This window comes from Kitasatospora sp. NPDC101235 (assembly GCF_044767505.1).
GTDB lineage: Bacteria > Actinomycetota > Actinomycetes > Streptomycetales > Streptomycetaceae > Kitasatospora.
Genome location: NZ_JBIWNZ010000036.1, coordinates 61,526 through 77,289, shown reverse-complemented (window position 1 = coordinate 77,289; position 15,764 = coordinate 61,526). Strand labels below are relative to the sequence as shown.

The window sequence follows — 15,764 nt, the reverse complement described above, 5'->3', positions numbered from 1 at the left end:
CGGTGTGAGTGGGCTCACGGTTTATGTCATGGTTTGTCCGGTTTGTCGGTCACTGACCGAACTGCCGCCGATACTCTGGGTGCAGACGACCCCCCTGGGCTGAGACCGGCGTCACACGGGGGTGCGCGCCCCACGCACGTCGTTGGGCGGGCCCTCCGGCTCCCGGGGCACCGACCTGCCCGTCGGCGTGTTCGGCCGTCCAGCGGCTTCGCGCATGCACATGTGCGGGCCGGGTGGCAGCGTGGAAGGGTCATGATCCGGATGCGCGGGGACGGCCTGGATGCACGGAGTGGACAGCCACGCCCATGGGGGTGCGGAACCGGGCGGACCGGCGAAACACCGGTCCGCCCGGGGTGGGCCGCGCTCGCGGCTGTGGGTGCGCAGTGTCGCCGGGCAGGTGTTCCTGTGGATGCTGGTCGTGGTGGTGCTGCTGGTCACCGCGGCGCTGACGGCACTCATCCTGCAGGCCCGGAGGTACGCCGCGAGTGATTCCGAGAACCGCACACGCGCCGCGGCCATCACCTTGGCGCAGGTCCCCACGGTGGTGAACGCGCTGGACAGCGCCGACCCGACCGCGGTGCTGCAGCCGCTGGCCCTGGACATCACGGAAAAGGGCGGCTTCGACTACGTCGTGATCGCCAGCCCCGAGGGGATCCGCTACGCCCAGACCGCCCAGCCCGAGCTGATCGGACAGCGCCTCATCGGCCCGTACCAGCTGGCCCTCAAGGGGCCGATCACCATCAGCTTCACCGCGCCCATCGGACGGGTCGTGGAGAGCAGCGCGCCGGTCACCAGGCCGGACGGTTCGGTCGCCGGCCTGGTCCAGGTCGGCTACACCATCGCGCACGCGGGCAGTACGGCCAGCCAGCAGCTGCCGGTCCTGTTCGGCGGCGCGGCCGCCGCGGTCGCCGTGGGCACGGGCGGGGCGGTGCTGGTGCGGCGGCGGCTGCGCCGCCAGACGCACGGCCTGGGCCCGGCCGAGATGACGCGGATGTACGAGCACCACGACGCGGTGCTGCACGCGGTCCGCGAGGGCGTGCTGATCGTCGGCGGGGACGGACGGGCGCTGCTGGCGAACGACGAGGCCCGGCGGCTGCTGGAGCTGCCGCCCGAGGTGGAGGGGCGGCCGGTCACCGAGCTCGGGCTCGATCCCGGGCTGGCCGAGCTGCTGGCGTCCGGGCGGGCCGCCACCGACGAGGTCCACCCGGCCGGGGACCGGCTGCTCGCCGTCAACAACCGCCCCACCGCGCCGTACGGCGGCGGGCCCGGCAGCGTCGCCACCATCCGGGACACCACCGAGCTGCGGGCGCTGGCCGGGCAGGCCGAGGCGGCCCGGGCCCGGCTGAAGCTGCTCTACGACGCGGGTGTACGGGTCGGCACCACCCTGGACGTGGTGCGCACCGCGCAGGAGCTGGCGGATGCGGCGATTCCCCGGTTCGCGGACTTCGCCACGGTCGAGCTGGCCGAGGCGGTGCTGCGCGGTGACGAGCCGCTGCCGGGCACGGGCTCGGCGGGAGGTCCGCGGATCCGCCGCGTGGCCGCGGGCGGCGTCCGCGAGGACTGGCCGTTCTACCCGGTGGGCTCGCAGATCAGCCCGCTGCCCGGCACACCGGAGGCCACCGCCCTGGGGAGCGGGCACGCCACGCTGATGGCCGACCTGCACCAGGCACAGGCCTGGCGGGCGCGTGACCCGCAGACCACCGAGCGGATCCTCGCGTACGGGGTCCACTCGCTGATCTCCGTGCCGCTGCGGGCGCGCGGCCTGGCCCTGGGCACGGTCACCTTCTGGCGCGCGGATCAGTCCGAGCCGTTCGGGCAGGAGGACGTCGCCTTCGCCGAGGAACTGGTCGCCCGCGCGGCGATGTGCATCGACAACGCCCGCCGGTACACCCGTGAGTACCGGATGGCCGAGACGCTGCAGCGCAGCCTGCTGCCCCGGGGACTGCCCGAGCAGAGCGCCCTGGAGGCGGCCTACCGCTACCGGCCGGCGCAGCGGGGGGTCGGCGGGGACTGGTTCGACGTCATCCCGCTGCCCGGCTTCCGCGTGGCGCTGGTCGTCGGCGACGTCGTCGGCCACGGCCTGCACGCCGCCGCCACCATGGGCCGACTGCGCACGGCCGTGCTCAACTTCTCCGCCCTCGACCTGCCCCCGGACGAGCTGATCGCCCGCCTCGACGAACTGGTCACCCACCTCGACCACGGCGGGGCCACCGAAGACGAGGAGACGGCCGGCGTCACGGGCGCCACCTGCCTGTACGCGATCTACGACCCGGTCAGCGGGCGCTGCACGATGGCACGGGCGGGTCACCCGCCGCCCGTGCTGGTACACACCGACGGAAGGGTGGAGTTCGTCGACCTGCCCGCCGGCCCGCCGCTCGGCGTGGGCGGCCTGCCCTTCGAAGCCACCGAACTCCAGCTGGAGCCCGGCACCGCGCTGGTCCTCTACACCGACGGACTCGTCACCAGTCGCGAGCGCGACCTGGACAGCGGACTCTCCGCGCTGCAGCGTTCCCTGGCGGACGCCCACGCGGACGGGTCCCCGGACACCACCTGCCAGGCCGTGTTCGACGCGCTGGTCCCACCGAGCCCGAGCGACGACATCGCCCTCCTCATCGCACGCACACGCCTCTTCGAGCCCGACCAGGTGGCCACCTGGGACGTGCCGTACGACTTCGCCGCCGTCTCCCGCATCCGCAACGAATGCGCCGACCAGCTGACCGCCTGGGGCCTGGAGGACCTGACCTTCACCACCGAACTGATCCTCAGCGAGCTGATCACCAACGCCATCCGCTACGGCGCCGAGCCCATCCGCGTTCGCATGCTGTGCGACACCAGCCTGGTCTGCGAGGTCTCCGACAGCAGCAGCACCGCCCCCCACCTGCGCTACGCCGCGACCACGGACGAGGGCGGCCGGGGCCTGTTCCTGGTGGCCCAGCTGGCCGAGCGGTGGGGGACCAGGTACACGGCCCGCGGCAAGGTCATCTGGTCCGAGCAGCCGCTGACCGCACCCGAGTTCCAGTTCGAGGCGATGCTGCTGTAGCCCGGAGTGCGGGCATCGCGGGTGAGGATGTTCCCGGCAGGAGGAGGCCCCTCCCCATCGGGAAGGGCGGGCAGGCTAGTCCTCGGCGCGCTGGGTGACCTGGGCGCTGGTCTGGTCGCCGAGGAACTCGTACCAACAGCGTTGCAGCGCAGGGTAGTTCGTGTCCGCCTCGACGAGGCCGAGAAATGCCTTCAGGGTGGCAGCGAGCCGGTCCTGCAGTCCGGTGTCGTTCAGGTCGCCGCTGTCGCCGAACGCCTGGTGGGCCCTCGCCAGGCTGAACATGTCCGGATAGACACGGGCCCCGAGATGTTCCAGCGGAACGCGGAGCGCCCACAGTCCCCGGTTTCCTCCCACCATGGAGGGAGAGGCCGAGACCAGCAGGGCGTGCTTGTCCTTGAACGGCTGCGGCCGGAAGCGTGACAGCCAGTCGATCGCGTTCTTCACCACGCCGGGGACCGATGCGTTGTACTCCGGCGAGGCGAGCACGAACGCCTGCGCTGCCCGGAGGCGACCGCGCAGGGCGACGGAGTTCTGTGGCTGACCCTGAGCGGTCTCGACGTCCCCGTCGTACGACGGCATGTCGAAGTCCCGCAAGTGGGCAAGATCGGCGGCGGCGCCGTTCTCGGTCAGCAGCCTGGCGGTCAGCACGGCCAGCTGCCCGTTGACCGATCCCGTCCGAAAGGACCCGGACAGCACCAGCACGCGCAGCGGCTCACCGCGGCCGTCGCCCGGAACCGGCTGGACGGCATCCCGCAGTGCGCCCACCGCACGGGAGGAGGCCGGAACGGCTGGATTCGCACTCATGTGTGCCACCCTGCCACGCGACCGCCCGCCTTGCCGCCCCCGCTGGTCCGAACGCGGGCGGGGATGTGCACGTCGTGGACCTCGACCGTGGGCGTCCCATGAATCCGGACCTGCGGAACCGTTGTCGTCGTCCGGAGGGTCGGACACCGTCGGTCTCGGTGGGGTCAGCGGGGCAGGCCGCACGTGGGCGCGGCGGACGGTGGGGGACACCGGGTGGCCACGGCAGAGCGGGTGCTCTCGCTCATCCGGGAGGGGCTGATCCCCGGGGCGGCACCCAGCTGAGCCGGGTACGCGGAGCAACCGGTTGGCGGTGGGCGTTCCCGCCCCTGGGCAGTGGGCCGCCGGTGCCCTGCCGTCGGCTGCCCTCGGCCCGCCGCGCCGGTATCCGGGGGCGATCTACCATGAAACGTACAAGGTCTTCTTGACCCCCGCACCGGCCCGAAGCGACACGGTAGGGAGGCCGGCATGGAGTTCGGGAACGGATCCGGGCAGGTGGACGGCTCACGCTATCTGCCGATTTCCGAGCACGGTCTGATCGGTGATCTTCGCACCGCCGCGCTCGTCGGGACCAACGGCACCATCGACTGGTACTGCTGCCCGCGCTTCGACGCACCGAGCGTGTTCGCCTCGATCCTTGACGCCGACCGGGGCGGATCGTTCGAGCTGGCCGCCGACGTGCCGGCGCGTACCCGCCAGTTCTACTTCCCCGACACCAACGTGCTGATCACGCGGTTCTACGCCGCCGACGGGGTGGCGGAGATCCAGGACTTCATGCCCGTCGTCGACGAGTCCCGCGAGGCGGACCGCCACCGGCTGATCCGGCGGGTGATCTGTGTCCGCGGGGTGCTGCCGTTCCGGGCGAAGATCGCCCCGCGCTTCGGCTACGGGACCGAGGCGCACACCGTGGAACTCGTCGGTGGCCACGCGGTGTTCAGCTCCTCCTCACTGTCCTTGGTGCTGACCGCCACCGTGCCGGTCGAGACCGACGGTGTGGACGTGTGGTCGCACTTCAAGCTGCTGGAGGGCGAGTCCGTGGTGTTCGCCCTGGACCGGGTGAGCGCAGATGTCAGCCCGCGTGCCTGCCCCGGTTGGGAGGCGGAGCGGCAGTTCCAGGGCACCGTCCGGTTCTGGCGCCACTGGCTGTCCCACTCGCGGTACCACGGGCGGTGGCGGGAGATGGTGCACCGCTCGGCCCTGGTCCTGAAGTTGCTCACCTACGCGCCCACCGGCGCGATCGTCGCCGCGCCGACCGCCGGCCTGCCTGAGCAGATCGGCGGCGAGCGCAACTGGGACTACCGGTACGTGTGGGTCCGCGACGCCGCCTTCTGCGTCTACGCCATGCTCCGCCTGGGCTTCACCTCGGAGGCCGAGGCCTTCATGGGCTTCATCTCCGAGCACGGGATCATGCGCGGCGGCAGCGCGGGCGGCCCACTGCAGATCATGTACGGCATCGACGGGCGCTGCGACCTGCCCGAGTACGAGCTGACCCACCTCGAAGGTCACCTCGGGTCCGCCCCGGTGCGGGTGGGGAACGCCGCCACCGAGCAGCTCCAGCTGGACATCTACGGAGCGCTGATCGATTCCGTCTATCTGTACGACAAGTGGGGGCAGCCCATCAGCAGTGATCACTGGGACGAGGTCAGCGCCGTGGTGGACTGGCTCTGCGACCACTGGGACCAGCCGGACGAGGGTGTCTGGGAGACCCGGGGCGGCCGGAGGAACTTCGTCTACTCGCGGCTGATGTGCTGGGTGGCGATCGAACGGGCCATCCGGATCGCCAACCGGCGCGGATTGCCGGCCGATCTTCCGCGCTGGCGGCAGAGCCGGGACGCGATCTACCGGCAGATCATGCGACAGGGCTGGTCGGCCGAACGCGGGGCGTTCGCCCAAGGGCTGGGCAGCGACGTACTCGATGCGTCCGTGCTGATGATGCCGATGGCCAAGTTCATCTCGCCCGCCGACCCCAAGTGGCTCTCGACCCTGGATGCGCTCACCACGGATCTGGTCTCCGACTCGTTGGTCTACCGCTACGATCCGGAGGCCAGCCCGGACGGCCTGCGGGGTTCCGAGGGCACGTTCTCGATCTGCTCGTTCTGGTACGTCGAGGCGCTCACCCGCGCCGGACGCCTGGAGGAGGCCCGGCTGGCCTTCGAGAAGATGCTCACCTACGCCAACCACCTCGGTCTCTACGCCGAGGAGATCGGCCGGACCGGTGAACAACTCGGCAACTTCCCACAGGCGTTCACCCACCTTTCGCTGATCAGCGCCGCCTTCAACCTCGACCGCGTCCTCGGCTGAGTGCCATGGCCGACCCGGCCGCCGGGCAGGCCCGAATGCCCCGGGCGAGCGCGGAAGGGGCGGGGGCGGCGGGCGCGCCTCCGCCCCCGGCGGCAGGCGGTGTCAGTCGCCGGAGCAGTCCGTGCACCGTCGCGGGCGCAGCCCGTCGAGGATGATGCTCAGGTAGCGGCGCCAGTCGGTGACCCCGGCCTGCACGACGTGGCAGAGGCCGATGTAGAGCGGTGACACGTCCGCGACGGTCAGGTCCTCTCGCACCGAACCCTCGGCCTGGGCGCGCTTGAGCACCTTGTCGGTGAGCTCGTTGAGTTCGGTGATCGCCCCCGCGTCGAACGTGCTGCCGCCGACTATCGCGGTGACCGTCTCCGCGTAGCCCCGGTCCTGTTCCTGCATGATTCCGCAGAACTCCAGGGAGCGGGCAAGGCCGTGCCAGGGGTCGGGGTCGGGGAGCACCTCGTTCCTGAGGAAGTCCAGGGTCTGTTGGAACCGGTGCTCCACGATCGCTTCCGCCAGTGATTCCTTGGTCGGGAAGTGGCGGTACACCGTCCCGACACCCACTCCGGCCCTGCGGGCGATGTCGCCCATCTGCGCGTCCCGGCCGGACTCGGAGAAGGCGGCCCGTGCGGCGTCGAGCACCTTGAGCCGGTTGCGGGCGGCGTCGGAACGCAGTTTGCCGCCGGTGGGTGTGCTGGCAGGGGGAGGGGTGTTTGACAAGGGGAACCGCGCTTCCGTATCGTCGCTATTCGGAACCGTGAGTCCGATTCCGGTTACCACTTTAACCCACAGGAGTGTATTCCTCCCATGGCCATGCCTCCCACCTCCTCCTTATCGTCCCCGGATCCTCTCCGCTGGAAGGCGCTCGGCGTCCTGGCCGTCGCCCAGTTGACGGTGGTGCTCGACGCCTCGATCGTGAACGTCGCGCTGCCCTCGATCCAGCGGGACCTGCACTTCGCCGACTCCGACGTCCAGTGGATCGTCAACGCCTATGCACTCGCCTTCGGTGGCTTCCTGCTGCTCGGCGGCCGGACCGCCGATCTGCTCGGACGGCGGAGGGTGTTCATGACCGGACTCGGTCTGTTCGCCGCCACGTCGCTGCTCGGGGGTCTCGCACCGACTGCGGGCCTGCTGATCGCCGCCCGGGTGGGGCAGGGCCTCGGCGCCGCGATCATCGCGCCCGCCGCACTGTCCATCGTCACCACGACCTTCACCGAAGGCGCCGAGCGCAACAAGGCCCTCGGCATCTGGGGCGCGCTCGCCGGAGCGGGCGGTGCCATCGGCGTGCTGCTCGGCGGCGTGCTCACCGAGTGGGCGGGCTGGGAGTGGGTGATGTTCGTCAACGTGCCGATCTGCGTCGTCGCCGCCGTCCTCACCCCGCGCCTCGTCCGCGAGAGCCGCGGCCACGAACGCACCGGCATCGACTTCGCCGGTGCCGCACTGGTCACCGGCGGTCTCAGCGTGCTGGTCTACGCACTCGTGGACGCCGAGCGGGCGGGTTGGGGCTCGGCCAGGACCATCGGGCTGCTGTGCCTTTCGGCCGTCCTGCTGCTGGTCTTCGCCCTGGTCGAACTGCGCCTCGTCAAGCACCCGGTGATGCCGTTGCGGATCTTCCGCAACCGCAACCTCTCCAGCGCCAACGCGGTGTCCCTGCTGGTGGGCGCCGCGCTGCTGTCGATGTTCTTCTTCATCTCCCTCTACCTCCAGCAGGTGCTCGGCTTCTCCGCACTCGAGGCCGGACTGTCCTATCTGCCCTTCTCGGCGGCGAGCATCATGGCCGCCGGTGCGGCCTCGCAGCTGGTGACCAAGGTCGGGCCCAAGCCCGTCCTCGCCGGCGGCCTGGCACTCACCGCGGTGGGACTGCTGCTGTTCACCCGTATCCCCGCCGACGGCACGTTCGCCGGGGACGTGCTCCTGCCCTCGGTGGTCGCGGCACTCGGACTCGGGTTCTCGTTCGTGCCCGTGACCATCGTCGCCGTCTCCGGTGTGACACCGCAGGAGTCGGGCCTGGCCTCCGGACTCATCAACACCACCCAGCAGATCGGCGGCGCACTCGGCCTCGCCGTGCTCTCCTCGGTGGCCAACGCCCGTATCAGGGAGCTCCTTGAGGGCAAACAGCCCAGCGGCCCGGCCGTGGCCGACGCGATGACGGAGGGCTTCCGGCTCGCGTTCGCCGTCGGAGCGGGTTTCGCCCTGCTCGGCGTGCTGATCACCCTGCTGGCCGTACCCCGGGGCGAGCGCTCCGTGCGCGACGACGTGCCGGTGACGCTGGTCTGACGGACGGCGGCACCCGGACGCGCGACGGCGCTCACCCTGCCCTCGACGGGTACGGGGTGAGCGCCCTCGCGTGCTCCCTGCAAGACGGTGAATCAGTAGGACAGCCCCGGGCAGTACACCCCCTGCTGCGGCGCCGTGTACGAGCCGCGCACCACCAGCGTCTCCAGCCGCTCCAGGGTGATGCCCCGGGTACGGAACGCCCAGCTCAGGGTCTCGGGCAGCAGCCGGCCCGGGATGCGCAGCCGGGGCGCCGGGCCGTCGGGGACGGCCCGGCGCATCAGCTCGCCGGCGCCCGTGTACAGGGCCCGGGCCGCGGCCTGCGAGAGCGCCGTCAGGTGGCCCAGGTCGGACAGGCCCGTGGTGTAGCCGGCGATCGCACCGCTCGACCGGTCCACGACCACGTACGGCTGGGACCAGCCGAAGGCCCGCTTGGCCGCCATGTGGATCTCTCCGTCCCGCACATGGCCGTTGACCGAGCGGTACAGCTCCTGGCACGCGGGCACGTCGTCCTCGGTCATCGCGCGCACCGTGAACCCCGCCATGTTCGCCGGGGTGGGCGGTGCGTACCCGGTGACCAGGGACAGCTGCTCGTACGGTACGAAGCCGAGCGAGGAGTAGAGCCGGTACGCGCCCAGGTTGTTGGTCACCTGGACGGCACGGACCGAGTCCCGCTCGTGCCGGGCGGCCGCGCCGACCACCTCGTCCATCAGCAGCCGGCCCACGCCGCCGCCCTGTGCGTCGGGCGCGACACTGAGCGGGCCGAAGGCGGCGACGGACTCGCCCAGGACCAGGAAGTTGGAGCCCGTCACGGAGCCCGTGCCGTCGAGCGCCACATAGGCGAGGCAGCCCGGGGCCGCGAGCCGGTCCCGGAACATCTCCGTCACCTCGTCCACCGACGACCACTCCGGAGCGAGACCGAGCGAGGCGTTCAGGGTGTTGAAGGCGTCGAAGCAGATGCCCGCCATCGCCGGAAGGTCCTCCCACGCCGCCTCCCGGACCCGGAAGCCCTGCGCACCGCCGTCCACGGCATCGCCGCCCGGCTCGGGGAAGTAGCCGACACGGACGAAGAACCCGACGTACTTCTCGAAGAGTTCACGCGTCATCGGCGGGCAGTCGACGCCGGTGCCGGCCAGCAGCTCCCGGGTCTGCGAGGTGTCGACGGACAGGTAGTGGTTGCGTCCGCTGTAGATGGTCGACTCGAACGCGTCGATCATCGGGACCATCGCGTTGTCACGGTCGGCGCGGATGCGCTGCACCCAGGCGTCCCAGCGGAGTTCGTCCAGGCGGTAGCCGAGGGAGCGGAGGGACTCCGTCATCTCGGAGAACGGCAGATGCGTTCCGTTGGCGAGGTGGTGGTTGCGGCCCGCCGCCCGGTCGTCGCGGGACAGCCGCAGGATCGCCGCGCTGACGTGGTCGACCGGCACCAGATGGAAGATGCCGGCGGGATCCTCCGGTACGGCACCGGCCTGCACGATGCCCTTCATGCTCAGCCAGACGAAGTCATGGGTCTGGCAGAAGCCGCGCTCCGAGTCGCCGGAGATCTCGTCCACCCGGTAGATCGAGACCGGCAGGCCCCGCCCTCTGGCGAGTTCGATGATCTGCTCCGCCACCAGCTTCGTCTGCCGGTAGCCGGATGACAGCGCCTCGGCGGGGCCCGGTGGATCGGTCACTTGGAGAGCCTTTCCGGGGACCGCCTCCGCGGCGAACACACCGGTGGACGAGACGTGGTGGACGGGCACGGTGCGGTGGCGTGCGGCCAGGCGCAGGATCTCCGCGGTGCCCGAGACGTTCGCGTCCTTCAACGCCGAGTACGGGTAGAGGCCGTTGACGGTCGCGGCGGCGTGGTAGACGCTGTCCACGCTGCGGGCGAGGGCGTCGAAGTGTTCGGGGGCCAGCCCCAGCAGTGGCTGGGCGAGATCGCCGACGACCACGGACAGCCGGTCCGTGTCGATGCCGTCCCAGAACTCGTACCACTCCAGGTTCTTCCGCAGCCGCGCCCACGCGTCCGCCTCGTCGGCCCCGCGCACCAGACAGTGCACGGTCGCGCGGGTCGTCCGCAGCAGATCGCGCAGCAGGTACGCGCCCAGGAATCCGGTCGCACCGGTGAGGAGCACGTCCCGCGGGTCGTCCGCGACCCGGATCACCTCGTCGGCGGGGGAGATGTCCGCCGCCAGGACGACCTCGGCGGCGAAGTCCACCGCGTTCTCGTCGGCGCCCGGCGCGGTGGACACCGCGGCCAGCACCTTCGCGAGCAGGTGGTCGGCGAGCACCGCCAGGGTCGGATGCTCGAAGACGAGCGTCGGGCGCAGGCTCACCCCGCAGAAGTCGCTGAACTGGTTGCGCATCTCCACGGCCATGAGGGAGTCGACGCCGAGGTCGAGGAACGGCACGTCGGGGTCGATGGCGTCCGCGCCGTCATGGCCGAGCACCGCCGCGACCCGAGTGGCGATCCGGTCCATCATGTGGAGGAGCTGCTTCTCCTCGTCCAGTCCGGCGAGCACGCCGGCCAGGCGGGCGGCGACCTCCGGGCGCTCACCCGGCTTGAGCACCCGCCCGGACGGGGCGGCCTCCTCGGCCGCGGTCGGCACCGGTGCCGGGGTGGGAGCGGCGAGCGCGGGCAGCCAGTGGCGCTTGCGCTGGAAGGCGTAGGTCGGCAGCGTGATGTGGCGGGCGGCGGTGCCGTCGAAGAACGCCGCCCAGTCGACCGGGACACCGGCGGTGTGGAGCGCGGCGGCGACACCGACGGCGGTCGCGGCACCGGGCCGGTCACGCCGGGAGACCGGCAGCGCACGGTGGTCGTCCGTCCGGTCACCCCCGCCGGCGTCGTCGGCGACCTGACGCACCAGGGCCGTCAGGGAGCCGTCCGGGCCCAGTTCGACGAAGGTGTCGGTGCCCCGCTCCCGCAGTGTCCCCACCGCGGCGGCGAACCGGACGGCCGAGCGCAGCTGCCCGGTCCAGTACGCGGGTGTCATCAGTTCCGCACCGGCGAGGCGGCCGGTGACCGTGGAGACGATCGGCAGCTCCGGCGCACGGAAGGTGACGGTCCGGGCCACGGCCTCGAACTCCTCCAGCACCGCGTCCATCCGGGGCGAGTGGAAGGCGTGACTCACCGTCAGGCGCTTGGTCCTGCGGCCCTGTTCGGCCACCGCCCGGGCGACCTCCGCCGCGGCGTCCTCGTCGCCCGAGACCACGACGGACCGGGGCGCGTTCACGGCGGCGATCCCCAGCCGGGACTCCCTGCCGGCGAGCAGCGGCAGGACCTCGTCCTCCGTGGCCTCCAGCGCGATCATGGCACCGCCTTCGGGCAGCGCCTGCATCAGCTCGCCCCGGGCGGTGACCAGCCTGGCCGCGTCCGCCAGCGAGAACACCCCGGCGACATGCGCGGCGGTCAGTTCGCCGAGGGAGTGGCCGGCGAGCGCGTCGGGACGCACCCCCCAGGACCGCAGCAGCGCGAACTGCGCCACCTCCAGCGCGAACAGGGCGGGTTGGGCGAAACCGGTGCGATGGATGCGCCCGTCGTCCGCCGCCTCGCCGGCGGCGAGGAGCAGCTGCCGTACCTGCGGCGCCAGATGGGCGCACACCGTGTCCAGCGCTTCGGCGAACACCGGGAACGCCTCGTACAGTTCACGTGCCATGCCGGCCCACTGGGAGCCCTGGCCCGTGAAGAGGAACGCCGTGGTCCGGACGGCCCCGGCGTGACCGGTGGTCAGCCCGGCCGCGGGCTCGCCCTCCGCGAGCGCGCCGAGTGCGCGCAGCAGCCCCTCCGCACCGTCCGCACCGTTCGTGCCGCGGGCGAGGTCCGCGACGACGGCGGCCCGGTGCTCAAGCCCGGCCCGGGACATTGCCAGGGTGCGCCCCACGTCCACGGGATCCCAGTCGGGCTCCGCACGCAGGAACGACTCCAGTCGGCGGGCCTGGTCGCGCAGTGCGGCCGGGGACTTCGCGGACAGCAACCACGGTACGGCGGTGAGCGCTCGGACCGGGGCCGGGGTCTCCTCGGCCGAGGGGGAGCGCGGCGCCTCTTCCAGGACGACATGGGCGTTGGTGCCGCTGATGGCGAAGGAGGACACCCCGGCGCGCCTTGGCCGTCCGTCGGCGGCCGTCCACGGCCGCGCCTCGCCGAGCAGCCGTACGTTGCCCGACGACCAGTCGACGTGCGGTGACGGCTGGTCCACGTGCAGCGTCGCCGGGAGCACGGCGTGCCGCATCGCCTCCACCAGCTTGATGACACCGGCCATGCCCGCGGCGGCCTGGGTGTGGGCGATGTTGGACTTGACCGAGCCCAGCCACAGCGGTCGCTGCGGGTCCCGGCCCCGCCCGTACGCGGCGAGGATCGCCTCGGCCTCGATCGGGTCACCGAGCTTGGTCCCCGTGCCGTGGGCCTCGACCAGGTCGACCTCGTGCGCGGCCACCCTGGCGTTGGCGAGCGCCCGGCGGATCACCCGCTGCTGCGCCCGGCCGCTGGGCGCGGTGAGCCCGTTGGACGCGCCGTCCTGGTTCACGGCGCTGCCCCGGATCACGGCGAGCACCCGGTGGCCCGCCCGCTGCGCGTCCGAGAGCCGTTCGAGCAGCAGCACCCCCGCGCCCTCGCCGAAGGCGGTGCCGTCCGCCGCGTCGGCGAAGGCCTTCACCCGGCCGTCCGGGGCGAGCCCCCGCTGCCTGCTGAAAGTGATCATGTCGTCCGGGGTGGACATCACCGTGACCCCGCCCGCGAGCGCGAGCCGCGACTCACCGGAGCGCAGGGAAGCGCAGGCCAGATGGAGGGCCACCAGGGAAGCGGAGCAGGCCGTGTCGACGGTGACGGCGGGGCCGTGCAGACCGAGGGTGTAGGCCACCCGGCCGGACATCACACTGCCCGACGTGGCCAGGCCGAGATGGCCCTCGTACTCGGACGCGGGCGCGGCGAGCGTGCTGTACGTCTGTCCCTTGGTGCCGACGAAGACGCCGGTCTCCGAGCCGGCCAGGCCGGTCGGGTCGATACCCGCCCGTTCGAAGACCTCCCACGCCACCTCCAGCATCAGCCGCTGCTGCGGGTCCATCGCGGTCGCCTCGCGCGGGGCTATGCCGAAGAAGCCGGCGTCGAACGCGGACGGGTCGGTCAGGAAGCCGCCGCGCGAGACGTAGCTGGTGCCGTGGTGGTCGGGGTCGGGGTCGAACAGGGTGTCCAGTGCCCAGCCCCGGTCGGCGGGGAAGTCCGAGGTGGCGTCCCGGCCTGCGGCGACGAGGTCCCACAGCTGCTCGGGCGACTCCACCCCGCCCGGGAAGCGGCAGGCCATGCCGATGATGGCGATCGGCTCGGCGCCGTCCGGACCAGGCCCTGCGGGGGCCGTACGCTCCGCCGGGAACGCTTCGGCGGGCGTGCGGGTGTCCGAGGGCTCCGTCAGCTCCGCGACCAGCCGGTCCGCGAACGCGGCGGGCGTCGGGTGGTCGAACACCGCGGTCGCCGGGAGCCGCAGCCCGACCAGCGCGCACAGCTGCCGCCCGACCGCCACGACGGCGAGGGAGCCGAGGCCGAGGTCCACGAACGGCCTTGTGGGGGCGACCTGTTCGGCTCCGTCGAGGCCGAGCGCGAGTGCCACCTCGGCGCGCACCAGATCCAGCACCGTCCGGGTCCGCTCGGCCGCTGTCAGCGGCATGAGACGGCCCGCCCACTCGCCCCGGTCGGATTCGGTCTCGCGATCCTCGGTCCCGCCGGTGGACGCCGCACCGAGCAGCCGGGGGTCCGCGTCCGCCAGCAGATGCCGGGTGACCTTCCCGGACGCGGTGCGCGGAACGCGCTCGACGGCGTACACCTTCTCCGGCACCTTGAAGTAGGACAGCCGCGCCCGGCAGTGCTCGAACAGCGCCTGGACGTCGACGCCTTCGGGACCGGGCACCACATATGCGACGGGCACCTCTCCGAGCACCTCGTGGGGCTCCCCGCCCACCGCCGCGTCGGCCACGCCCGGCGCCGTGCGCACCACGTCCTCGATCTCCACGGGGTGGATGTTCTCCCCGCCCCGGATGATCAGTTCCTTGAGACGGCCGGTCAGGGTCACATGCCCGAGGGCGTCCCGGCGGGCCAGGTCGCCCGTGCGGTACCAGCCGTCCCGCAGCACCTCCGCCGTGGCGTCGGGCTGCCCGTGGTAGCCCAGCATCAGGTTGGGGCCGCTGACCCGGACCTCGCCCTCCTCGCCGTCGGGCACCTCGGCACCGGAACCGCCGTCCACCAGGCGGATGTCCACCCCCGGAACGGGCGGCCCGGCCGCCCCGGCGACCCGGTCACCCGTCGGCCGGTTTGAGGTGATCGCGCCGGTCTCGGTCGATCCGTACTGGTCCACCAGCGGGACCCCGAACGCCTCCTCGAAACGGCTGCCGAGGGAGGCGCCGCTGGCCGAACCGGCGACGAACCCCAGCCGCAGCGAGGGCAGCCGGGTGTGCTCCTGACGGGCACGGTCGAGCAGGTAGTGGTACGTCGTCGGCACCCCGGCGAGGAAGGTCACCCCGTCGTTGCGCAGTGCGTCCAGCACCTCGGAAGGGGCGAAGCCGCTCATCAGCCGGGCGCCGGCGCCCACGGCCACGACCGCCATGACGCACAGGTTCTGCCCCAGGCCGTGGAACAGCGGCATCGGCCACAGCAGCCGGTCGTCCTGCGTCATCCCGAGCACACCCACGTGGCAGGCCTCCACCAGCCACAGCGAGCTGCGCAGGGAGTAGAGCACCCCCTTGGGGCGGCCGGTGGTGCCCGAGGTGTAGAGCATCCAGGCCGGAGCGTCGAGCGGGCTCTCCTCGGGCACCGGGCCGTCGTACGCGGTGGTCGCGAGCGTCTCGTACGGGGTGATGTCAGCGGCGGCGCCGGAGGTGGCGTCGGCGGAGGTGGTGACACCGGCGGACGCGTCCGCCGGTGTCACGGGGGAGTCGCCGGTGAGCACGATCGAGGGCCGGGACAGGCCGGACGCGGCCGCCGCGCGCAGCAGCACGTCGAGCCGTGCCGGGTCGCACAGCACCACCGATGCCCCGGAGTCCCGCAGGAAGTGGACCAGTTCGGCCTCGGACGCCTGCGGATTCAGCGGCACGGTGATGCCGCCCGCCCGTATGACGGCAAGGCAACTCTCCACCATTTCCACGCTGTTGCCCATGAGGACGGCGGCGCGGCCGCCCTTCTCCAGCCCCAGCGCGGAAAGCCGGCCGGCGAGCCGAGAGGTCCGCAGATCCAGTTCCCGGTAGCCGACGCCCCGCCGGGCGTCGGCAAAGGCCACCTTGTCCCCGATCCGGGCGGCGTGTCCGCCGAGCAGTTCGGACAGCGGACGGATCAGCGAAGGGGTCGTATCAGGAGCCATGTCATCGCACCTCTCGGCTCTGTGGTTCAGCGCTT

6 protein-coding genes are annotated in these 15,764 nt (G+C 72.2%); 3 read left to right on the top strand and 3 right to left on the bottom strand.

What is annotated here, in order from left to right:
* Positions 1 to 409 precede the first annotated feature (409 nt).
* Entirely contained in the window at positions 410 to 3,040 is a 2,631-nt protein-coding gene (locus tag ACIRRH_RS38070) for a SpoIIE family protein phosphatase (protein WP_403076887.1), read from the top strand.
* 75 nt (positions 3,041 to 3,115) lie between these two features.
* Here the strand turns inward: ACIRRH_RS38070 and ACIRRH_RS38065 are convergent, their stop codons facing one another.
* Positions 3,116 to 3,805 carry an NADPH-dependent FMN reductase gene (locus ACIRRH_RS38065; RefSeq protein ID WP_403076884.1) on the bottom strand — a complete coding sequence of 230 codons (690 nt, stop codon included), beginning with the start codon at positions 3,803 to 3,805 and terminating at the stop codon, positions 3,116 to 3,118.
* A 504-nt stretch (positions 3,806 to 4,309) separates the two neighbouring features.
* Here ACIRRH_RS38065 and ACIRRH_RS38060 point away from each other — a divergent pair.
* Positions 4,310 to 6,142, top strand: a complete 1,833-nt coding sequence (locus tag ACIRRH_RS38060) for a glycoside hydrolase family 15 protein (RefSeq protein WP_403076882.1) — start codon at positions 4,310 to 4,312, stop codon at positions 6,140 to 6,142.
* Between the two features lie 102 nt (positions 6,143 to 6,244).
* On the opposite strand, the gene ACIRRH_RS38055 is transcribed toward ACIRRH_RS38060, so the two are convergent.
* A complete protein-coding gene (locus ACIRRH_RS38055; protein WP_403076879.1) occupies positions 6,245 to 6,853 on the bottom strand; it encodes a TetR/AcrR family transcriptional regulator in 609 nt (202 codons plus the stop codon).
* 87 nt (positions 6,854 to 6,940) lie between these two features.
* Between ACIRRH_RS38055 and ACIRRH_RS38050 the strand changes: the two genes are divergently transcribed.
* Positions 6,941 to 8,410 carry an MFS transporter gene (locus ACIRRH_RS38050; RefSeq protein ID WP_403076876.1) on the top strand — a complete coding sequence of 490 codons (1,470 nt, stop codon included), beginning with the start codon at positions 6,941 to 6,943 and terminating at the stop codon, positions 8,408 to 8,410.
* Between the two features lie 92 nt (positions 8,411 to 8,502).
* Here ACIRRH_RS38050 and ACIRRH_RS38045 read toward each other — a convergent pair whose 3' ends face one another.
* Complete coding sequence (locus tag ACIRRH_RS38045) at positions 8,503 to 15,729, bottom strand: thioester reductase domain-containing protein (protein ID WP_403076874.1); 7,227 nt, start codon at positions 15,727 to 15,729, stop codon at positions 8,503 to 8,505.
* Between the last annotated feature and the right edge of the window lie 35 nt (positions 15,730 to 15,764).

Excerpts from the sequence above, each read along its gene's own strand:
- ACIRRH_RS38070 (WP_403076887.1), top strand. The coding sequence starts at position 410 with ATGCTGGTCGTGGTGGTGCTGCTGGTCACCGCGGCGCTGACGGCACTC.
- ACIRRH_RS38060 (WP_403076882.1), top strand. The coding sequence starts at position 4,310 with ATGGAGTTCGGGAACGGATCCGGGCAGGTGGACGGCTCACGCTATCTG.
- ACIRRH_RS38050 (WP_403076876.1), top strand. The coding sequence starts at position 6,941 with ATGGCCATGCCTCCCACCTCCTCCTTATCGTCCCCGGATCCTCTCCGC.
- ACIRRH_RS38045 (WP_403076874.1), bottom strand. The coding sequence starts at position 15,729 with ATGGCTCCTGATACGACCCCTTCGCTGATCCGTCCGCTGTCCGAACTG.